The following is a 20,421-nucleotide window of genomic DNA, read 5'->3' on the forward strand; positions in this document are numbered from 1 at the left end:
CGGTCGCGGCCCGCGAAGAGAACCTCCCAATCACCACATCTTCCAAACTGTGCATCGCCCATCCCGACGCCTTCGCGGGCAGAGCCCGCTCCCACAATTACCGGCTCTTGCTCAGATTCACTTCAAAACCAACAGCGTCCCCCTAAAGCTCCAGTACAAACCTGCGCTCGAAACCAATCCGCCCACGATAAGCCTCACCACGATCCACCCACCCCAACGCCTTATACAAACCAATACCCGCCACATTATCGGCATCCACCGACAACTCCAGCTGCTTGACCCCAGGCCACGCGCCCCTCGCGGCCTCCGGCAGACCCTCCAGGCACGCCCGACCCAGCCCGCGCCCCTGCATCCGCCAATCCACCTGCAGCGCATGCAACGTCACCGCTTGCGGGTCAGCCCACTCCGGTACATATCGCCCGTGCTTGAGCAATAGAAACGCTTTGGGTACTTCATCCACCAGCAGGGCAAAGCCCCGGATTTCACCGTCCAGGCAGCCCAGCAGCGTATACAGCGCCATGTCCACATCGCCCGAATACCTCTTCTGCTCAGGACGAATCTCGATCTCCATCAACTGGTGCATCTGATCTGGAGACAAGTCGGGGTAGGGCATCAGAACATTCATCGCAGACAACCAGGCAAGGGACATGTGGCGACGTTACCAATTCACATGCCGTCTGTCGCTTCACTTGCGCGCAAACAAACGCCTGCGAAGATGATCCTCAACATGCACGCCACGCCAAGTCCCTGAAGGCCCTCGAAATTTTATCTTGCGCCACGGGTTGTAACTTCCGTCAGGACCGGTACAATGGCCCCCGCTCGCTACCCAGCGAGTGTCGTTATGGTGACCCTGCCGGTCCCCCCGCAACGATTACCCGTGAACCTGGTCAGATCCGGAAGGAAGCAGCCACAGCGGGAACATTGTGTGCCGGGGTGTGGCTGGTAGGGTCGCCACCTCTTTCCGAATTCGTCGTTGCACGGGTTCATCGCAATGCCCACCTCAAGTCACCATCCATCTCCTCGTCTCGTGCGATCAATCGTCTTCGCCAGCTTTCGCCTGGGTTTTTACGACTCGACGCAGCAATAGCGCAGGGCACGGATGCAATTTTGGCCCTGCTCCATTAGCATTGGCGGTCTTCCGCTTTCATGTCGCGACGGTTTTCGATGAGTTATCAGGTTCTTGCACGTAAATGGCGTCCGCGCTCGTTCCGCGAAATGGTCGGCCAGACCCATGTGCTCAAGGCATTGATCAATGCGCTGGACAACCAGCGGCTGCATCACGCCTACCTGTTCACCGGCACCCGGGGGGTGGGCAAGACCACCATCGCGCGGATCATCGCCAAATGCGTCAACTGCGAGACGGGCATCACGTCCACGCCCTGTGGTGAGTGCTCGGTCTGCCGCGAGATCGACGAGGGTCGTTTCGTCGATCTGATCGAGATCGACGCCGCGAGCCGGACCAAGGTCGAAGACACCCGCGAGCTGCTCGACAACGTCCAGTACGCCCCCAGCCGCGGGCGCTTCAAGGTCTACCTGATCGACGAAGTGCACATGCTGTCCAGCCACTCCTTCAACGCGCTGCTGAAGACGCTGGAAGAGCCGCCGCCCTACGTCAAGTTCATCCTCGCCACCACCGATCCGCAGAAACTGCCTGCGACCATTCTTTCGCGCTGCCTGCAGTTCTCGCTGAAGAACATGACCCCAGAGCGCGTGGTCGAGCACTTGAGCCATGTGCTGGGTGTGGAGAACGTGCCGTTCGAAGACGATGCGCTGTGGTTGCTGGGCCGCGCCGCCGATGGCTCGATGCGTGACGCCATGAGCCTGACCGACCAGGCCATTGCCTTCGGCGAAGGCAAGGTGCTGGCAGCCGATGTGCGAGCGATGCTCGGCACCCTGGACCACGGTCAGGTGTATGGCGTGTTGCAGGCACTGCTCGATGGCGATGCGCGTGCGCTGCTCGAGGCCGTGCGCCATCTGGCGGAGCAGGGGCCCGACTGGAACGGCGTGCTGGCCGAAATGCTCAACGTGCTGCACCGCGTGGCGATCGCCCAGGCGCTGCCCGAAGCGGTCGACAACGGCCAGGGTGATCGTGATCGCGTGCTGGCCCTGGCCCAGGCGCTGCCGGCCGAGGATGTGCAGTTCTATTACCAGATGGGTCTGATCGGCCGCCGCGACCTGCCTTTGGCCCCGGAGCTGAGAGGCGGCTTCGAAATGGTCCTGCTGCGCATGCTCGCGTTCCGCCCGGCAGGCACCAGCGATGGGCCCGATCAACCCCTAAAGACAGTGGGGATCAGCCAGGCCACAGTTGATTCCACCCAACCCGTGGCAGTCTCGTCTCCTGTGGAGCCACAATCTCCAACCGTAGCCCCCGCGGACCCGGACCCTGTGGGAGCGGGCTCTGCCCGCGAAGAACCCACCGCGGCCCCCCAGAACGACCGCGCCGCACCAGCGCCGCCACCTGTGGGAGCGGGCTCTGCCCGCGAAGAATCCACCCCGGTTCAAGCGACAACCGCAGAACCCATCGACCTCCCCTGGAACGACCCTGTAACGCCCGTCGCCGCCCCGGCGCCAGAGCCGATCCTCGACGTCGTCGGCGAGCAACCGGCACTCACGCCCATGCCGGCCCCCACGCCCGCCAGCGCCGTACCCGATGCCCCGGAAACCGAAGCAACACCGCCCGCTGACGACACCGACCCAGTCGACTACATCCCCGCCGGCATGGAACGCGACGACGAGCCACCGCTCGACGAAGACTACTACGCCCCGGAAACCGATGGCGCCGCCTACAGCTACCTCGACGAACTGGCCAGCGAAACCGTTCACGACGCGCCAGTCGAAGCGGAACCCGAGGTGCTGCCCGCCGCGCAGCCTGCCACCGGTCTAGCCCTGCAATGGCTCGAACTGTTCCCGAAGCTGCCGATTTCGGGCATGACCGGCAGCATCGCCGCCAACTGCACATTGATCGCCGTCGAAGGTGACGACTGGCTGCTGCACCTGGATCCGGCCCACAGCGCCTTGTTCAACAGCACCCAGCAGCGCCGGCTGAACGATGCGCTGAACCAGTATCACGAGCGCACGATCAGCCTGACCATCGAGCTGATCCGCCCGGAACAGGAAACCCCAGCCCAGGCAGCGGCGCGCTGGCGTGCCAATCGCCAGGCCGATGCCGAGCAGTCGATTCAGCAGGACCCGTACATTCAACAAATGCTGCAACAGTTCGGTGCCATCATTCGCAACGATACGATTGAACCAGTCGAAGCGGTGGCCAGCCCAACGCGTTAAGCAACCTACCCGAACCCGCGCAGGATGCTTCTGGCACTGCGCGGTCATACCCATTGACCTTTGAGGTGAATCCCATGATGAAAGGTGGCATGGCCGGCCTGATGAAGCAGGCCCAGCAGATGCAGGAAAAAATGGCTCAGATGCAGGAAGAGCTGGCCAAGGCCGAAGTGACCGGCCAATCGGGCGCAGGCCTGGTGAGCGTGGTGATGACCGGCCGCCATGACGTCAAGCGCGTCAGCCTGGACGACAGCCTGATGCAGGAAGACAAAGACGTGCTGGAAGACCTCATCGCTGCCGCCGTCAACGACGCCGTGCGCAAGATCGAGGCCAACAGTCAGGACAAGATGTCCGGCATGACCTCCGGCATGCAGCTGCCGCCAGGCTTCAAGATGCCGTTCTAAAACAAAATGCCAGGCACCAAGCCTGGCATTTTTGTATCCGGGTCACTGTGGGGCTCGCGCCGCTGCTACACAGGCAGCGCGATCCCTGTGGGAGCGGGCTCTGCCCGCGAAGGCCGTGCTGTAGTGCATCCGACAGACCGCATGCACCGCCAACGCGGCTTGCGCCGCTGCTACAAGGGTACCGCGATCCCTGTGGGAGCGGGCTCTGCCCGCGAAGGCCGCGCCGAGGTTTAGCAGGCATACCGCGGCGTTCGCTTCGCGGGCAGAGCCCGCTCCCACAATCCATCTGCTCCCACAATTCATCTGCTTCCACAATTCATCTGCTTCCACAATTCATCTGCTTCCGCAACTCACTTGCCCCACACAATCTCCTCACCTACAACCACCCCATCTTTTGCTCCAACCATCACCCGTTTGAACATCCCGGCACCCCTCGCTGTCCTTTTCCTATAGCCACTTGCTCAAGGAATACCCCGCAATGTCCCAAGACCTGACCCTCAACCAGCGCTTCGTCCTTGCTTCCCGCCCTACCGGTGTACCCACGCCGGAAAATTTCCGCCTGGAGCGCGAAGCCTTGCCGGATCTCGAAGACGGCCAAGTTCTGCTACGCACCCTGTATCTGTCCCTGGACCCCTACATGCGTGGCCGCATGAGCGACGCGCCTTCCTACGCCGCTCCCGTCGAAATCGACGACGTCATGACGGGTGGCACCGTCAGCCGCGTGGAAACGTCCAAGCACCCCAAATTCCGTGAAGGCGATCTGGTCGTCGGTATGACTGGCTGGCAGACCCACTGCATCTCCGACGGCAGCAACCTCACGCCGCTGCCTGCCGGCATCCCCAGCCCTTCCATGGCGCTCGGCGTCCTTGGCATGCCCGGTATGACCGCCTACATGGGCCTGACCCACATCGGCCAGCCCAAGGAAGGCGAAACACTCGTGGTCGCCGCAGCTTCCGGCGCTGTCGGCTCGGTGGTAGGGCAGGTCGGCAAGATCAAAGGCCTCAAGGTCGTTGGTATCGCTGGTGGTCCGGAAAAATGCCGCTACGTTGTAGAGGAGCTGGGCTTCGACGCCTGCGTCGACCACAAGAGCGACACCTTCGCCGATGACTTGGCCAAGGCCTGCGACAAAGGCATCGACATCTACTTCGAAAACGTCGGCGGCAAAGTCTTCGATGCCGTCATGCCGCTGCTCAACGCCCGCGCGCGCATTCCGGTGTGCGGCCTGATCGCCGGTTACAACGCCACCGACCTGCCCGAAGGCCCGGATCGCTTCGCGCTGCTGCCGCGCATGCTGCTGACCAAGCGCATCCGCATGCAGGGCTTCATCGTGTTCGACGACTTCGGCGATCGCCATGCCGAATTCTTCTCGGCCATGGTGCCGTGGGTTCGTGACGGCAAGATCAAATTCCGCGAAGACGTGGTCGACGGCCTGGAGCGCGCACCGGAGGCCTTCATCGGCCTGCTGCAAGGGCACAACTTCGGCAAGCTGGTGGTCAAGGTTTCCGACGCTTGATCATTTGACGTGGTCCAGAGGCGCGGGTATAAACCGCGTCTCGTCGTCACCTCAGGCCGCCTTCCATGAGCTTCAGTCCACTGATCCGCCAACTGATCGATAGCCTGCGCACCTTGCCTGGCGTCGGTCAGAAATCCGCCCAGCGCATGGCCTTGCAGCTCCTCGAGCGCGACCGCAGCGGCGGCAGTCGATTGGCCCAGGCGCTGAGTCAGGCCATGGAAGGCGTCGGCCATTGCCGCCAGTGCCGTACCCTCACCGAAGAAGAACTCTGCCCGCAATGCGCCGACCCCCGGCGCGACGACACGCTGCTGTGCGTGGTGGAAGGGCCGATGGACGTCTATGCTGTAGAGCAGACGGGTTACCGCGGCCGCTACTTCGTGCTCAAGGGGCATCTGTCGCCTCTGGATGGGCTCGGGCCGGAAGCGATCGGTATTCCGCAACTGATGGCACGCATAGACGAGCAGGGCACCTTCGCCGAAGTCATCCTGGCCACCAATCCAACCGTCGAAGGCGAAGCCACCGCTCACTACATCGCTCAGCTGTTGGCGAAAAAAGGTCTGGTCGCATCACGCATCGCTCACGGTGTTCCATTGGGTGGCGAATTGGAGTTGGTAGACGGCGGTACCCTGGCCCATTCTTTCTCTGGCCGCAGACCAATCACCTTGTAACCGGTTACCATAGCCCCCGTAGCAGCGGCGCAAGCCGCGTCGGCGGCACACGCGGTGGGCCTGAACGAACGCGCCGTCGCCGGACGCGGCTCGCGCCGCTGCTACAAAGACCGGGCGAACCGGTAACCTGTAGCAGCGACGCAAGCCGCGTCGGCGGTACGCGCGGTGAACCGGAACGCGTCATCACCGGGCTCCCACGATCCCTGTAGCAGCGGCGCAAGCCGCGTCGGCGGTACATGCGGTGGGCCTGAACAAACGCGCCGTCGCCGGACGCGGCTCGCGCCGCTGCTACAGAAAATCGCCTTATCACTGCCTCCACACACCCATCTGCAGGGCCGACCATGCACCGCTTAGCGTTCAAGCAAGTCGACGTCTTCACCACCCAGCGATTCAAGGGCAACCCTCTGGCGGTCGTCCTGCAGGCCGAAAGCCTGACGCGCGAGCAGATGCAGCAGATCGCCCACTGGAACAACCTGTCCGAAACCGCCTTCGTATTGCCCGCCACACGTTCCGATGCGGACTACCGTCTGCGCATCTTCACGCCCAATTGCGAGCTGCCATTCGCAGGCCACGCCACCATCGGCAGTGCCCACGCGTTGATCGAAGCCGGACTCATCGAGCCTCGCAACGGCAAGCTGGTGCAGGAATGCGTTGCAGGCCTGATCGATGTCGACATCGCACGGGGCACCGACGGCTCGCAACTGATCACCTTCGAACTGCCACCGGCCACCATCCAGCCGGTCAACGACAGCGACCATCGCGAATTGCAGGCCGTGCTCGGCGTGAGCGTGGTGCGCGATCGCCGGCCCTGTTTCGTGACCGTCGGCCCGCGCTGGCTGGTGGTGCAACTGCGCGATGCGCAAACCGTGCTGGCCGTCATACCCGACCTGGCGCGCATGGCTATCAACGATCACCGCACCAGTACCACCGGTGTGGTGATCTTCGGCCCGCACCCCGAAGGCAGTAACGAGCACATCGAAGTACGCACGTTCGCGCCCACCTGCGGCATCACTGAAGACGCCGCCTGTGGCAGCGGCAGCGGGGCGGTCGCCGCCTTCATTCGTGCAACCGGTCAAACCACCTCGCTGGGTTCACAACTGCGCGTCGCCCAAGGCGCGGCGCTGGGGCGCGCCGGCAAGCTGCACCTCTCGATCACCGACCAGTCGATAAAGGTCACCGGTGCCTGCGTCACTTGCCTCGACGGCTCTCTTGATCCTTGAACGCTGACCGAAAGGCGGTCAGCCACCCACCACTTCAATGCTGCCATCGGTGTGCTGCCGGTACAGCGTATAGGGCAGCATCAAGGTATCGGTGACGGCCGAAATGGCCATGTCTATCCCCACGAAACCAATCTCCGGCCCGCTGCCAGGTCGGCTGGGCGTTGGTGCCTCGCCGTTGAGCAAGCAGAAGTCGTACATCACGCCGCTGTAGACGCGCGGCACCGCGCCGCAGAACGACTTCGCTTCCTTGAGTTTGTCACTGGTCACAACGTCGTCGCGAAACACCGTATTGATGGTGCCGCAACCCGCGAGCAAAGCCCCTAAAACCATGCCTGCTACCGCTTTCATACCTGTCACTCCTTGTGTGAGGCCCGCACTATAACCGTTTCTTTCGAACCGTTTACCGATGCCCGAAAGGTGCCTTTCGTCAGATGAATGGAACGATCATTTACGAAAGTGCAAAAGACGTTGTCCATAGCCTCGCGAAATCCGACCGCAGAGCCACATTGCGCGTTACAAGCTATGCTGGTTACCTCCAGTAACATCTTTTCCGCCAGTGTGTTCAAGCGGCGTTACAGACCTGCCTCGCGGCCCGCACGTCCCGTGCGGACACGCCTTGGGTGGTTTGGTATCATCTGGCTTCGCGCGGTTTTGCCTACGACAAACGCGTTCTGAATCGATACAGCGCGTCCCTTCTTCCACTCGATGGTGTTGTTTAACGTGAAAATCCTTGTAACCGGTGGTGCAGGCTTCATTGGCTCGGCAGTTATTCGCCATATCCTGGCGAATACCGACGACGCGGTGGTCAATGTCGATAAACTGACCTACGCCGGCAACCTGGATTCCCTCATGGGCAGCGAGCGCACACCGCGCTACGCCTTCGAGCACGTCGATATCTGCGACCGGGCGCAAATGGATCGGGTGTTCGCCGAGCATCGCCCCGACCGCGTCATGCACCTAGCCGCCGAATCCCATGTCGATCGCTCGATCACCGGGCCTGCGGCTTTCGTCGAAACCAACGTCATTGGCACCTACACGCTGCTCGAAGCCGCGCGCCAGTACTGGTCGCAGCTCGATGCCGAACAGCAGGCAGCGTTTCGCTTCCACCACATCTCCACCGATGAAGTCTATGGCGACCTGGAAGGGCCCGAAGACCTGTTCACCGAAACTACGCCGTACCAGCCGAGCTCGCCATATTCGGCGAGCAAGGCCAGCTCCGATCACTTGGTCCGCGCCTGGCAGCGCACCTACGGCCTGCCGACGCTGGTCACCAACTGTTCAAACAACTATGGGCCGTGCCACTTCCCGGAAAAACTCATTCCGCTGATCATCCTCAATGCCCTGGAAGGCAAAGCGCTCCCCATTTATGGCAAAGGTAATCAAATTCGCGACTGGCTTTATGTCGAAGACCACGCACGGGCTCTGTATCAAGTGGTGACCAAAGGTGAAGTAGGGGAGACCTACAACATCGGCGGTCACAACGAAAAACAGAACATCGAAGTCGTGCACACGGTCTGCGCCTTGCTCGACGAGCTCTGCCCGCAGTCACCCCATCGTCCGCATGCGCAATTGATCACCCACGTACAAGATCGCCCCGGCCATGACGTTCGCTACGCCATCGACGCCAGCAAGATCCAGCGCGAGCTGGGCTGGACGCCGGTAGAAACGTTCGAGTCGGGTATCCGCAAGACCGTGCAGTGGTATCTGGATAATCCCGAATGGGTGAACCGCGTGAAGAGCGGCGCCTACCAGCAATGGATCGATACGAATTATCAAGGGCGTGAACTGTGAAAATATTGCTCCTGGGTAAGAACGGTCAGGTGGGTTGGGAGCTGCAGCGTGCGTTGGCGCCGCTGGGCAAGGTAGTCGCGCTGGGCAGGAACATCGATGAGGCCGGTCTCTGCGGAGACCTGGCGGCACTTGAAGGTTTGGCTGAGACGGTACGACGCATCGCGCCGAACGTGATCGTCAACGCCGCTGCCTACACCGCCGTGGACAAGGCCGAAAGTGAGAAACAAGCTGCTGACTTGATCAACCACCAAGCCAGCGCCGTGCTCGCCCGTGAAGCGCTGGGCCTGGACGCCTGGCTGGTGCATTACTCCACCGACTACGTGTTCGATGGCAGCGGCGACCGACCATGGCGCGAAACCGACACCACGGCGCCGGTCAACTACTACGGTGCCAGCAAGCTGGCCGGTGAGGAAGCCATTCGCCACTCCGGCTGCAAGCACCTGATCTTCCGCACCAGTTGGGTCTATGCCCCACGGGGCAACAATTTCGCCAAGACCATGCTGCGCCTAGCCAAGGACCGCAAGAGCATGAGCGTCATCAGCGATCAGATCGGCGCACCCACCGGCGCCGAGCTCCTGGCCGACGTCGTGGCCCATGCGATTCCCAAGGCGCTGGCCCAACCCGACCTGGCAGGTACCTATCACCTGGCGGCCAGTGGCGAAACGTCCTGGCATGCGTTCGCCAAGCTGGTCATTGAAAACGCCCGCAGCCAAGGCACCAAGCTGGCTGTGGAAACGGTCGACGCCATTCCTACCAGCGCCTACCCGACGCCCGCCCGACGTCCACTGAACTCGCGCCTCGATACCAGCAAACTGACCGAGCGTTTCGGCCTGGAGCTGCCTCATTGGGAGCTTGGAGTTAAGCGCATGCTGGCAGAAATCAGCGCTAGGTGATGGTCGCTGAACTACCGTGCCGGGTCAGCTGTCCAAGCGCGAACGATTTGCGCTTGGCCCCGGATTTCCTGATATTCTAGCCGCCACTTCCTTGACTCATCAGCAGCGAGCGGTTTTAGGGGTTTGACGTATATGTTGTCTGCGGCGCAGGGAGCCGCCAGATCTTCGATGCGCAGGGGTGATCTACCCCATGTACAGACGGTCTACAGATCGATTTCACAGTGCCGCTACACCGGCAAACAAAGGATCCAATACGCATGAACCTGATCCCCGTTATTCTTTCCGGCGGCGTTGGCAGCCGGTTGTGGCCCGTGTCCCGCGAGGCCCATCCCAAGCCATTCATGGCGCTGCCCGACGGCCAGAACCTGATTCAAAAAACCTTCCTGCGCGCCGCCAAGCTCGAAGGCGTGTCCGAAGTGCTGACCGTCACCAACCGCGAACTGCTGTTCAAGACCGAAGACGAATACCGCACCGTCAACAAGACTGGCCACGCCCAGGGCTTCATCCTTGAGCCCTTCGGCCGCAACACCGCAGCTGCCGTCGCCATGGCCGCACTGCAACTCAATGATTCCCACGGCCCCGACGCACACATGCTGGTGCTGGCAGCCGACCACCTGATCCAGAACGAAGCCGCATTCGCCGCGGCCGTCGCCAAGGCCGTCAAGCTGTCGGCTGATGGCTGGCTGGTCACCTTCGGCATTCAGCCGCAGTACCCTGAAACCGGCTTCGGCTACATCGAAGCCGGCGTCGGCACCGGCCTGGATGGCACGCTGAAAGTCGCCCGTTTCGTCGAGAAGCCAGACCTGGAAACCGCCAAGGGCTACGTAGCCGCCGGCAACTACTTCTGGAACTCGGGCATGTTCTGCTTCAAGGTCGGCACCGTCCTCGAAGAATTGAAGAAACATGCGCCGGACGTACTGGCCGCCGCCACAGCCGTCAAGGAAGCCTCGCGTCTGAGCGAAGCGCCGAACTATCGCTGCCTGGCCCTGGACGCGGATGCGTTTGCCCAGGTCCCGGACATCTCGGTCGACTACGCGCTGATGGAGCGTTCGGACAAGGTCGCCACCGTGCCGTGCGACATCGGCTGGAGCGACATCGGCTCGTGGAACGCGGTCAGCGAACTGACTGAAGCCGATGCTCAGGGCAACCGCTTCGAAGGCGAAGTGCTTTCGCACAACGCCCGCAACAACTTCGTCCACAGCGAAGACCGCCTGACCGCGCTGGTCGGCGTCGATGACCTGCTGGTCATCGACACCCCGGACGCGCTGATGATCAGCCACAAGGATCACTGCCAGGACGTCAAGCACATCGTCGGCCAGCTCAAGGCCAACGGTCACCACCTGCACAAGCTGCACCGCACCGTGCACCGTCCATGGGGTACCTACACCACCCTGGAAGAGGGCGAGCGCTTCAAGATCAAGCGCATCGTGGTCAAGCCCCAGGCGTCGTTGTCGTTGCAGATGCACCACCACCGCAGCGAGCACTGGATCGTGGTCAGCGGCATGGCCGTCGTGGTCAATGACGACCGCGAACTGATGCTCAACACCAACGAGTCGACCTTCATTCGTGCCGGCCACCAGCATCGCCTGAAAAACCCGGGCGTGATCGATCTGGTCCTGATCGAAGTGCAGAGCGGCGACTACCTCGGTGAGGACGACATCGTCCGTTTCGAAGACGTCTACGGCCGCGTTGACAAGGCCTGACCGACATCTTCCGCCTCGGCCTCTGCCCGTGTTCGAAAAACATGCGCAGGGGCCGAATCGTGCTGGTCGTTCGTCAGCGACCGTCCAATCTACCGACGTCCGCACCGATTGCGCGTCGGCCCCATAGAGCGAGCGATTGCCATGTATCCCCCTCTTCAGACCCGTTGCTTCAAGGCCTACGACATCCGCGGCCAGGTTCCCGCCGACCTCAATGACGACATCGCCTACCGCATCGGTCGCGCGCTGGTCTCCGAACTGCACGGTAAAGCCTATGTCGTCGGGCGCGACATGCGCCTGGAAAGCCCAGGCCTGGCCGCTGCCCTGATCAAGGGCCTGACCGAGGCCGGCGCCGACGTGCTCGACCTGGGCCTGTGCGGTACCGAAGAAGTCTATTTCGCCACCAGCCACCTCAAGGCCGACGGCGGCATCATGATCACTGCCAGCCATAACCCCAAGGGTTACAACGGCATGAAACTGGTGCGCGAGCACTCCAAGCCGATCAGCGGCGACACCGGCCTGGACGCCATCCGTGCCCGCGTAGAGGCCGGCAACTTCGACGACAAGGCAGCCACTGCAGGCCACGTTCGCGAAGTGTTCGACAAGAGCGCCTACATCGAGCACCTGCTGACCTACATCGACGTCAACTCGCTCAAGCCCCTCAAGGTCCTGGCCGATCCCGGCAACGGCGCCGTGGGCCCGACCATCGAACTGCTCAAGACCAAGCTGCCCCTGGAACTGATCGTCATCAATGGCGAGCCAGACGGCAACTTCCCCAACGGCGTGCCCAACCCGCTGTTGCCGGAAAACCGCGAGCTGACCCGCAAGGCCTTGCTGGAAAACGGCGCCGACATGGGTATCGCCTGGGACGGCGACTTCGACCGCTGCTTCTTCTTCGACGACAAGGGCCGCTTCATCGAGGGCTATTACTTGGTCGGTCTGTTGGCTGAAATGCTGCTGAAGAAGCACCCCGGCAGCAAGATCATCCACGACCCGCGCCTGACCTGGAACACCATCGAGCAGGTCGAAGCCGCAGGTGGCATCGCCATCCAGAGCAAGACCGGCCACGCCTTCATCAAGGAGCGCATGCGCGCCGAAGACGCCGTGTACGGCGGCGAGATGAGCGCCCACCATTATTTCCGCGACTTCGCCTACTGCGACAGCGGTAACATTCCGTGGCTGCTGGTCGCCGAGTTGATGAGCGTCACCGGCAAGACCCTGGCCCAACTGGTGGACGAGCGCATCGCAGCGTTCCCGTGCAGCGGCGAGATCAACTACGAAGTCGCCGACGTCAAAGGCTCCATCGAGAAGATCCTGGCGTTCTACACCGCCCAGAACCCCAGCGTCGACCGCACCGACGGCATCAGCGTCGAGTTCGCCGATTGGCGTTTCAGCCTGCGGGGTTCGAACACCGAGCCATTGCTGCGTTTGAACGTGGAAAGCCGCGGCAGCGAAGAATTGGTGGCTCAGCGTGTCGCTGAGATTGAGCGTTTGATCAAAGGATAATTATGTTTGGCATGTTAAGAGGGCTTTGGGAATACCGAAGCTTCGTGGTTAGTTCGATCAAGAACGAGTTCATCGCCCGTTTCGCTCGAAGCCGTCTGGGTGGCCTTTGGATGATCATTCATCCATTGGCGCAAGTTGCAATCTATGCCCTCATCCTGTCCAACGTCCTGGCAGCCAAGCTGCCAGGCATCGACAACAAATATGCTTATGCGCTCTATTTGATGGCCGGTATGTTGGCCTGGAATCTGTTTTCCGAAATCGTTTCCAGGTGCCTGACCATTTTCATTGAGAACGGAAATCTCATGAAGAAGATGCGCTTCCCGCGCATCGCCTTGCCTGTGATTGTTGTCGGTTCCTGCCTTCTGAACAACTTGCTGTTGTTCGTCGCAGTGCTCGCGGTGTTCGCCATTCTTGGGCATGCTCCGACGATGCAGATGTTCTGGCTGATCCCAATGACGTTATCGGTCGTTGCCCTGGGCGTCGGTATCGGACTGGTACTTGGCGTGCTGAACGTTTTTCTTCGTGATATCGGGCAAGTCGTGCCCATCGTCCTGCAGATTCTCTTCTGGTTCACGCCTATCGTGTATTCGGTGAACATCATCCCCGAAGCCTTGCGCGGCGCGTTGGTCTACAACCCTATGTACCCGGTCGTGACCTCCTACCAAAATATACTTGTGTATGGGACATCACCAGACATGCATCACATCTGGTCTGCGTTTGGCCTGGCGTTCGGCTTGATGCTGCTGGGCCTGTTCCTCTTCCGCCGAGCATCGGCTGAAATGGTGGATGCACTATGAGCCTGCTCACCGTCAATAACCTAGGCAAAGCCTACAGGTCGTACCGTTCCGAATGGCAGCGTATTGCCAGATGGTTCTTCCTTCCCGTAGCTCCAAGCGAAGAGCATTGGGTGCTCAAGCACGTGAGCTTCGATATCCAGCCGGGCGAGGCGATCGGCATTGTCGGGCAGAACGGCGCCGGCAAATCGACGCTGCTCAAGATGATCACCGGCACCCTGCAGCCGTCCGAAGGCAGCATCCAGGTCAATGGCCGTATTGCGGCTATTCTTGAGTTAGGCATGGGCTTCAACCCTGAACTCAGCGGTCGTCAGAACGTTTACCATGCGGCTGGCCTGATGGGTTTCAGCGGCGAGCAGATGGACACGGTCATCGACGATATCGAAGCATTCGCAGAAATCGGCGAGTACTTCGATGAGTCAGTGCGCACCTATTCGAGCGGCATGCAAATGCGCGTGGCATTCGCGGTCGCGACTGCTTTCCGGCCAGAAATCCTTATCGTCGACGAAGCGTTATCGGTAGGCGACAGTTACTTCCAGCACAAAAGTTTCGATAGGATTCGCGAATTCCAGCAGCAGGGTACGACGCTTCTCATCGTTTCCCATGACCGTGGCGCCATCCAGGGCTTGTGTAACCGAGCCATCCTGCTGGAGTCGGGCACCGTCATCAAGGATGGTCCACCGGAAGAAGTCATGGACTTCTACAATGCGATCATTGCAGAAAAAGAGAATTCCACAGTCAAGGTGGTTACTCTGGACAGCGGTGCCGTGCAGACCCGTTCAGGTTCGGCCGAGGCAAGTATCAAGAGCGTCAGTCTGGCCGACGCGACCGGTGCTGCCGTCGAGTACGTGCCCGTTGGCGAGCCGGTTACCTTGCGGATTCAGGTAGACGTCAATGTCGCCATTCCTGAACTGGTAGTGGGCTACATGATCAAGGATCGCCTTGGTCAGGAAGTCTATGGAACAAACACTCACCATCTTGGCTGCAAGTTGGCCGCACAGCAGGCTGGCGATACCCTCGAATACCGATTCGCCTTCGACGCGAATCTAGGCGTGGGCTCCTACTCCGTAGCGGTGGCATTGCATACAACCGACAGCCATATGGCGCATAACTACGAGTGGCGGGACCACGCCCTGGTGTTCAACGTGGTCAACGTGAACCGGTCCCCCTTCGTGGGTGTTTCGTGGCTGCCGCCCGTGGTGGAGTACGTCAAGTGAGTGAAAATTTCTACCGTGCATTCGAAGATCGTCATCGAGGTACGCGGGAACTGATCAGTCAGCGTTTGAAGGTTTATCTGCCCTTCATCACGCCACTGCTGGAAGGCGACGGCTCCCGCCGCGCGGCCGACCTGGGGTGCGGTCGTGGCGAGTGGCTGGAGATTCTGATCGGCTGCGGTTTTGACGCCAATGGTATTGATCTCGATGAAGGGATGTTGGAAGCCTGCCAAGAGCGTGGCCTTCCGGCTCAGCAGAATGATGCATTGAGCTATCTAGCGACCTTGGAAGACAACAGTCTGGCGATCGTCAGCGGCTTCCACATTGCTGAGCACATTCCTTTTCCAGACCTGCAAACACTCGTAGCCGAAGCACTACGCGTGCTGATCCCGGGCGGTGTGTTGATACTGGAGACACCGAATGCCGAGAACATCGCGGTAGGCACCAACGGCTTTTACCTGGATCCTACGCACGAGCGGCCGATTCCCCATCTGCTGTTGAGTTTTCTCACCGATTACACCGGTTTCTCACGTTCCAAGCTCCTGCGCCTGCAGGAGCCCGATCAGCTCAAAAATCCGGATCATCCCGTGGACCTGCTTGCGGTCCTGTCTGCAGTCAGCCCTGACTACGCCATCGTGGCGCAAAAAGCGGCCGCACTGGAAAAGCTTCAAGCCTTCGACGAAGCTTTCGGCAAAGATTATGGGCTTGCGCTCGATGCGTTGGCTCAGCGCTACGACCATGCTCGCCAGAACAGTATCGAAGAAATACGCACTCAATCCCAAGCACAGGCTCAGCATGGGGTGTGGCTGGAAAGCCTGGTCGGTCAAGTTTCCGATCGCACACTGGAACTCGAGATCAGAGCCCACAAGCTGGACGTGCTGACCGAGCGTCTAAATGGGCAAGTGCACGAGCAACTGCAGGAAATGCACGGCCAATTGCATGAAGCTGCATTGCAGTTGGTGAGAGCCGAAGCGCAGGCCAAAGAGGCAGAGCTGACGGCTCGTCTGGAGGTTCAACGCATTCAGGCCGAAGCGGTGTACAGCACCGTCGAGGCGCGCTCTAAAGAAATCGAAGAGTTCTACAAAGAAGCTGAAGCCCGTGGCAACGAAGCGAAAGCATGCTACGAGGAAGCCGAAGCTCGTGGCAACGAAGCCAAAGTCCGCTGCGAAGCAGCCGAAGCGCGTGCCGCTGAGCTGCAGCGTCAGCTTGATGAGTCGCTGGGCAATGCCCACCTCTGGTACACGCGTGCCGTTGCCTATGAATCGCATCAACGCGCTCTGTTGGCCAGCACCTCATGGCGTCTCACGGCCCCGCTGCGCTTTTGCGGGCGAACGGCTGGGCGCGTTCTGAGGTCACCTCGACACACGATCAAGGGGATCATTCGCGGTCTGGCCAGTCGTGCCGTTCGATTCGTGCTGGCGCGCCCGCGCTTGAGCATGAAGTTGAACCGAGGCCTGAAGAAATTCCCGCGTCTGCACCAACGGCTGAGCAACATGGCGCGTAATCGCTCCGCCAGCCAGCCTTACGCTGCTGCCGTCACGCCCATGGCCGATTTCAACGTAACTATGCAGGGCGAGCCTGCACCGGGCTCGCAGCGACAGACTCAGCGTGCCAATGCCATCTACCAAGCGTTGGAAAGCGCGGCTAATTCTAAGGTTGAGAAGTAATGCGTATTGTTATTGACCTGCAGGGTGCTCAGGCCGAAAACCGCAAGCGCGGTATCGGTCGCTACTGCCTGTCGTTGACCCGGGCAATTGCCGCGCAGGGTAAACACGAAGTCATCGTAGTCCTCAACGATGCGTTCGGCGAAAGCATAGATGAGCTGCGTCGCACTCTGGCTGACGTGGTCCCTGCGCAAAATATCAGGGTGTGGCATTCACCCGGTGAAGTAGGGCAGATCAACGTCGCAAACGAAAAACGCCGCCGCGCTGCGGAGCTGGTCAGAGAAGCGTTTCTCGAGACACTCAATCCGTCCATCGTTCTGGTCTGCAGCTTGTTCGAAGGGCTTGTCGACAATGTAGTCACCAGCGTCGGAATGCTCAGTTCCAACGTGCCCACGGCCGTTGTGCTGTATGACCTGATTCCCCTGATCAACCGTGAACCGTACCTGGAAAACCCGCTCGTTGAGCGCTGGTATGAAAACAAGATCGGTCATCTGAGGAGCGCGAGCGCGGTCCTGGCCATCTCGGAATCCTCACGCAGCGAAGGCTTGAAATACCTTTCTTTACCCGCTGCCAAGGTCACCAACATCTCCACAGCCGCCGACTCACCATTCAAGCAAATCGAACTGTCCGAGGCCCAGCGCAGCGAACTGTTCGGCAGGCATGACTTGGACAGGCCGTTTTTGATGTACACGGGCGGGATCGACCACCGCAAGAATATCGAAGGCTTAATCACTGCTTTTGCCACCTTGCCGAAGAGCGTGCGAGCTGACTATCAACTTGCGATCGTCTGCTCGGTGCAACCGCACGACAAGGCCAGGCTGCTGGAGCTGGCCAAGAAATCCGGGCTGAAACCAGGTGACCTCGTGCTCACTGGCTTTGTGTCGGAAGAGGATCTTGTCGCGCTCTATAACCTCTGCCACGCGTTCGTTTTTCCATCCTGGCACGAGGGATTCGGCTTGCCGGCACTTGAGGCCATGCACTGTGGCTGTGCTGTCATCGGCGCCAATACCTCCAGCGTCCCGGAAGTCATCGGGCTCGACGAAGCTTTGTTCGATCCACGCGATCAACAGGCGTTTACAGCGAAGCTTGAGCAGGTCCTCACTGACGAACACTTCCGTAGCAAGCTGCGAAGTCATGGCCTGATTCAAGCCACGAAATTTTCATGGGAAAAGACGGCCGCTCTTGCGGTAGAGGCGCTCGAAAGAGCCGTAGCCGACCATATTTCTACCCGTGAAGGTGCCAGTCATCCTGTACGCAGACCCAGGCTTGCCTACGTGTCACCCCTGCCGCCTGAGCGTAGCGGTATCAGCGATTACAGCGCAGAGCTGTTGCCGGAACTGGCGCGCCATTACCATATCGATGTGATTGTTGCGCAGCATGAGATATCGAATGCGTGGATCAATGCGAATTGCCAGGTGCGCTCCGTAGACTGGTTTCAACGTAATCACCGCGTGTACGACCGGGTCCTGTACCACTTCGGCAATTCAAGCTTTCATCAGCACATGTTCGAGCTGATCAAACGCATCCCAGGCGCTATCGTTCTTCACGATTTCTTTCTTTCGGGCATCGTCGCGCATCTGGAATTTCACAGCATCGTGCCTGGCTTCTGGGTCCATGAACTCTATTCGGCGCATGGCTACAAAGCAGTGCAGGATCGATTCAAGGTTGAACAGAAGGCTGAGGTTGTCTGGGCGTATCCATGCAATCTCAGTGTGCTGCGTGATGCGGTCGGGGTCATCGTTCACTCAGAACACTCGCGGCGACTGGCTACCGAATGGTATGGAGAGGGTGATCAGAGCGAGTGGGCGTACGTGCCACTGCTTCGAGTGCCGGATCACAGCATGCCGGCCGACAAGACCGCAGCGCGCCGAGCGTTGGGTCTCGATGGCTACGACTTCATCGTCTGCAGCTTCGGCCTGTTGGGCCCCAGCAAACTCAACGACCGACTTCTGGACGCATGGCTGGCTTCACCCATGGCCGCAGACCCTAAATGCGTGCTGATATTCGTGGGCGAAAACGAGACCGGCGAGTACGGCGCGCAGATCCTCAAACGGATCAAGAGTCAGAGTGGTGGAGAGCGGGTCAAGATCACCGGTTGGACTGACAACAAGACCTTCAAGTCGTATCTGGTCGCGGCCGACATCGGCGTTCAGTTACGAACCTTTTCCCGGGGCGAGACGTCCGCGACGGTTCTGGACTGCATGAACCACGGTCTGGCGACCATAGCCAATGCCAACGGAGGCATGGCGGACTTGCCCGATCAGTGCGTGGTGAAGCTGGCGGATGATTTCGAGGTGGCTGAACTGACAGAAGCGCTGGTGCGTCTGAGGCGCGATTCCGAGGAGCGATCGCTGTTGTCTCAGAAAGGCAAGGCGGAGGTCCACAGCAACCATTCTCCGCGTTACTGTGCTGACAAGTACGTTCGCGCGATCGAGCACTTCTATGCAGACAACGCGCACTCCGTACCTTCTTTAATCCAGGCATTGGAGGAGTTCGACGCACAGCCGCAAGACGCCCACGATCGCGCCTTGCTGGCCAACAGCATCGATCGCTCGCTGCTGCCCAGGTTCTATCAAAAGCAGCTGTTCGTAGACATCTCCGAGCTCTGTCAGCGCGATGCTCGCAGTGGTATTCAGCGCGTGGTGCGCAGCATTCTGCGTCACTGGTTGCTCAATCCGCCGCAGGGCTACCGCGTCGAGCCGGTCTATGCGACAGCCGATGCACCAGGCTATTTCTATGCTCGACGTTTCACACTCGGGTTCTTGGACTGTCCAATGGACGCTCTAGTGGATGAACCGATTACCTTCGGTCCCGGCGATATGTTCATCGGTTTGGATTTCCAACCCAGCATCGTGCCCAGCCAAGTGCAGTCGCTGACCGATATGCATCGGGTTGGCGTCGAGATTCAGTTCGTGATCTACGACATGCTTCTCCTTGGGCTACCGGACTGCTTCCCGGCGCACGGCGGCGGCTTGCTGACCGATTGGCTCAGCGTTGTCACTCGCTTCGACGGCATGTTGAGCATCTCGAAGGCGGTGCAAGGCGATCTATCCCAATGGTTGGGCAACAATCCTCCTCCCGCGGGGCACATGCCTAAACTTGGGTGGTTTCATCTGGGGGCGGATATCCTCGAATCAGTGCCCTCCACAGGCGTAGCGGGTGATGTATCAGAGACACTGGGCAAGTTGCGACAGGCCCCTTCGTTCCTTATGGTCGGCACGCTGGAGCCGCGCAAAGGGCATGCTGAGGTGCTCGAAGCCTTCGAGCTGCTATGGCAGGAAGGTGACCGCCTGAACCTGGTGATCATCGGCAAACAAGGCTGGATGGTCGAAGCGCTTGTCGAGCGCTTGCGCAATCACCCACTGCGGGGCAAGCAGTTGTTCTGGCTCGAAGGGATCAGCGACGAAGGCCTGGAGGCGGTCTATTCGGTGTCGACATGCCTGTTGGCTGCATCGAAAGGCGAGGGGTTCGGCCTGCCACTGATCGAGGCCGCACAGCACAAGGTGCCGATCCTCGCCCGATCGCTGCCGGTGTTCCACGAAGTGGCGGGCGAGCATGCTGCGTTCTTTGATGGAGATGCGCCTCGAGCATTGGCCGATGCCGTGCAGCAGTGGGTGCGTAGCGATGCCGAAGGAAAGACCATCCGTTCCGACGAGATGCCGTGGCTGACCTGGAAGCAGAGTGCGGAAGAGCTGTGGAAGGCTGCGTTGAGCGATGAGAGCTTATCTCCGATAGTTGAACCTATCGATTGTAGGAAATAACCTATATGGTGCTC

Annotated in this window: 15 protein-coding genes and 1 other RNA gene; 14 read left to right on the plus strand and 2 right to left on the minus strand. The window is 60.3% G+C overall.

The window, feature by feature from the left end; translation table 11 throughout:
- Positions 1–142: 142 nt before the first annotated feature.
- Positions 143–625: a GNAT family N-acetyltransferase gene (locus QMX89_RS16660; RefSeq protein ID WP_134721949.1), complete on the minus strand. Its 483-nt coding sequence runs from the start codon at positions 623–625 to the stop codon at positions 143–145.
- A 226-nt stretch (positions 626–851) separates the two neighbouring features.
- Here QMX89_RS16660 and ffs point away from each other — a divergent pair.
- The 6 genes from ffs to QMX89_RS16690 all read left to right on the plus strand — a co-directional run bounded on the left by ffs (position 852) and on the right by QMX89_RS16690 (position 7,084).
- An RNA gene (gene ffs / locus QMX89_RS16665) (signal recognition particle sRNA small type) lies at positions 852–948 on the plus strand.
- A 216-nt stretch (positions 949–1,164) separates the two neighbouring features.
- Complete coding sequence (dnaX, locus tag QMX89_RS16670) at positions 1,165–3,282, plus strand: DNA polymerase III subunit gamma/tau (RefSeq protein WP_282349038.1); 2,118 nt, start codon at positions 1,165–1,167, stop codon at positions 3,280–3,282.
- Positions 3,283–3,356: 74 nt separating this feature from the next.
- Positions 3,357–3,683 carry a YbaB/EbfC family nucleoid-associated protein gene (locus QMX89_RS16675; RefSeq protein ID WP_043189078.1) on the plus strand — a complete coding sequence of 109 codons (327 nt, stop codon included), beginning with the start codon at positions 3,357–3,359 and terminating at the stop codon, positions 3,681–3,683.
- Between the two features lie 478 nt (positions 3,684–4,161).
- The gene (locus QMX89_RS16680; protein ID WP_282349041.1) at positions 4,162–5,196 is read left to right on the plus strand and encodes an NADP-dependent oxidoreductase; all 1,035 of its coding nucleotides are present in this window, start codon (positions 4,162–4,164) and stop codon (positions 5,194–5,196) included.
- Between the two features lie 65 nt (positions 5,197–5,261).
- Entirely contained in the window at positions 5,262–5,864 is a 603-nt protein-coding gene (recR, locus tag QMX89_RS16685) for a recombination mediator RecR (RefSeq protein ID WP_049859397.1), read from the plus strand.
- A gap of 341 nt (positions 5,865–6,205) precedes the next feature.
- Entirely contained in the window at positions 6,206–7,084 is an 879-nt protein-coding gene (locus QMX89_RS16690; protein WP_282349042.1) for a PhzF family phenazine biosynthesis protein, read from the plus strand.
- A gap of 18 nt (positions 7,085–7,102) precedes the next feature.
- On the opposite strand, the gene QMX89_RS16695 is transcribed toward QMX89_RS16690, so the two are convergent.
- Positions 7,103–7,432: a YceK/YidQ family lipoprotein gene (locus QMX89_RS16695; RefSeq protein WP_134721926.1), complete on the minus strand. Its 330-nt coding sequence runs from the start codon at positions 7,430–7,432 to the stop codon at positions 7,103–7,105.
- 372 nt (positions 7,433–7,804) lie between these two features.
- Between QMX89_RS16695 and rfbB the strand changes: the two genes are divergently transcribed.
- The 8 genes from rfbB (at position 7,805) to QMX89_RS16735 (ending at position 20,407) form a co-directional block, all read left to right on the plus strand.
- Positions 7,805–8,875 (plus strand): dTDP-glucose 4,6-dehydratase, encoded by a 1,071-nt coding sequence (rfbB, locus tag QMX89_RS16700; RefSeq protein ID WP_282349043.1) that lies wholly within the window; start codon positions 7,805–7,807, stop codon positions 8,873–8,875.
- The gene (gene rfbD / locus QMX89_RS16705; protein WP_282349046.1) at positions 8,872–9,768 is read left to right on the plus strand and encodes a dTDP-4-dehydrorhamnose reductase; all 897 of its coding nucleotides are present in this window, start codon (positions 8,872–8,874) and stop codon (positions 9,766–9,768) included. The genes rfbB and rfbD overlap by 4 nt, the downstream gene beginning before the upstream one ends.
- A 257-nt stretch (positions 9,769–10,025) precedes the next feature.
- On the plus strand, positions 10,026–11,471 hold the full coding sequence (locus tag QMX89_RS16710; protein WP_282349048.1) for a mannose-1-phosphate guanylyltransferase/mannose-6-phosphate isomerase: 1,446 nt from the start codon (positions 10,026–10,028) through the stop codon (positions 11,469–11,471).
- A 141-nt stretch (positions 11,472–11,612) separates the two neighbouring features.
- Positions 11,613–12,974, plus strand: coding sequence for a phosphomannomutase (locus tag QMX89_RS16715; RefSeq protein ID WP_282349049.1), 1,362 nt, complete (start codon positions 11,613–11,615; stop codon positions 12,972–12,974).
- Between the two features lie 2 nt (positions 12,975–12,976).
- Positions 12,977–13,771: an ABC transporter permease gene (locus tag QMX89_RS16720; protein ID WP_282349050.1), complete on the plus strand. Its 795-nt coding sequence runs from the start codon at positions 12,977–12,979 to the stop codon at positions 13,769–13,771.
- On the plus strand, positions 13,768–14,985 hold the full coding sequence (locus tag QMX89_RS16725; protein ID WP_049859406.1) for an ABC transporter ATP-binding protein: 1,218 nt from the start codon (positions 13,768–13,770) through the stop codon (positions 14,983–14,985). Before QMX89_RS16720 ends, QMX89_RS16725 begins: the two co-directional genes overlap by 4 nt.
- Positions 14,982–16,649 (plus strand): methyltransferase domain-containing protein, encoded by a 1,668-nt coding sequence (locus QMX89_RS16730; RefSeq protein ID WP_282349051.1) that lies wholly within the window; start codon positions 14,982–14,984, stop codon positions 16,647–16,649. The genes QMX89_RS16725 and QMX89_RS16730 overlap by 4 nt, the downstream gene beginning before the upstream one ends.
- Positions 16,649–20,407: a glycosyltransferase gene (locus QMX89_RS16735; RefSeq protein ID WP_282349052.1), complete on the plus strand. Its 3,759-nt coding sequence runs from the start codon at positions 16,649–16,651 to the stop codon at positions 20,405–20,407. Before QMX89_RS16730 ends, QMX89_RS16735 begins: the two co-directional genes overlap by 1 nt.
- Positions 20,408–20,421 lie beyond the last annotated feature (14 nt).

The sequence above is a fragment of the Pseudomonas sp. PS01301 genome (genome assembly GCF_029960215.1).
Lineage (GTDB): Bacteria > Pseudomonadota > Gammaproteobacteria > Pseudomonadales > Pseudomonadaceae > Aquipseudomonas > Aquipseudomonas coleopterorum.

Excerpts from the sequence above, each read along its gene's own strand:
- QMX89_RS16660 (WP_134721949.1), bottom strand. The coding sequence starts at position 625 with ATGAATGTTCTGATGCCCTACCCCGACTTGTCTCCAGATCAGATGCAC.
- dnaX (WP_282349038.1), top strand. The coding sequence starts at position 1,165 with ATGAGTTATCAGGTTCTTGCACGTAAATGGCGTCCGCGCTCGTTCCGC.
- QMX89_RS16675 (WP_043189078.1), top strand. The coding sequence starts at position 3,357 with ATGATGAAAGGTGGCATGGCCGGCCTGATGAAGCAGGCCCAGCAGATG.
- QMX89_RS16680 (WP_282349041.1), top strand. The coding sequence starts at position 4,162 with ATGTCCCAAGACCTGACCCTCAACCAGCGCTTCGTCCTTGCTTCCCGC.
- recR (WP_049859397.1), top strand. The coding sequence starts at position 5,262 with ATGAGCTTCAGTCCACTGATCCGCCAACTGATCGATAGCCTGCGCACC.
- QMX89_RS16690 (WP_282349042.1), top strand. The coding sequence starts at position 6,206 with ATGCACCGCTTAGCGTTCAAGCAAGTCGACGTCTTCACCACCCAGCGA.
- QMX89_RS16695 (WP_134721926.1), bottom strand. The coding sequence starts at position 7,432 with ATGAAAGCGGTAGCAGGCATGGTTTTAGGGGCTTTGCTCGCGGGTTGC.
- QMX89_RS16710 (WP_282349048.1), top strand. The coding sequence starts at position 10,026 with ATGAACCTGATCCCCGTTATTCTTTCCGGCGGCGTTGGCAGCCGGTTG.
- QMX89_RS16715 (WP_282349049.1), top strand. The coding sequence starts at position 11,613 with ATGTATCCCCCTCTTCAGACCCGTTGCTTCAAGGCCTACGACATCCGC.
- QMX89_RS16720 (WP_282349050.1), top strand. The coding sequence starts at position 12,977 with ATGTTTGGCATGTTAAGAGGGCTTTGGGAATACCGAAGCTTCGTGGTT.
- QMX89_RS16725 (WP_049859406.1), top strand. The coding sequence starts at position 13,768 with ATGAGCCTGCTCACCGTCAATAACCTAGGCAAAGCCTACAGGTCGTAC.
- QMX89_RS16735 (WP_282349052.1), top strand. The coding sequence starts at position 16,649 with ATGCGTATTGTTATTGACCTGCAGGGTGCTCAGGCCGAAAACCGCAAG.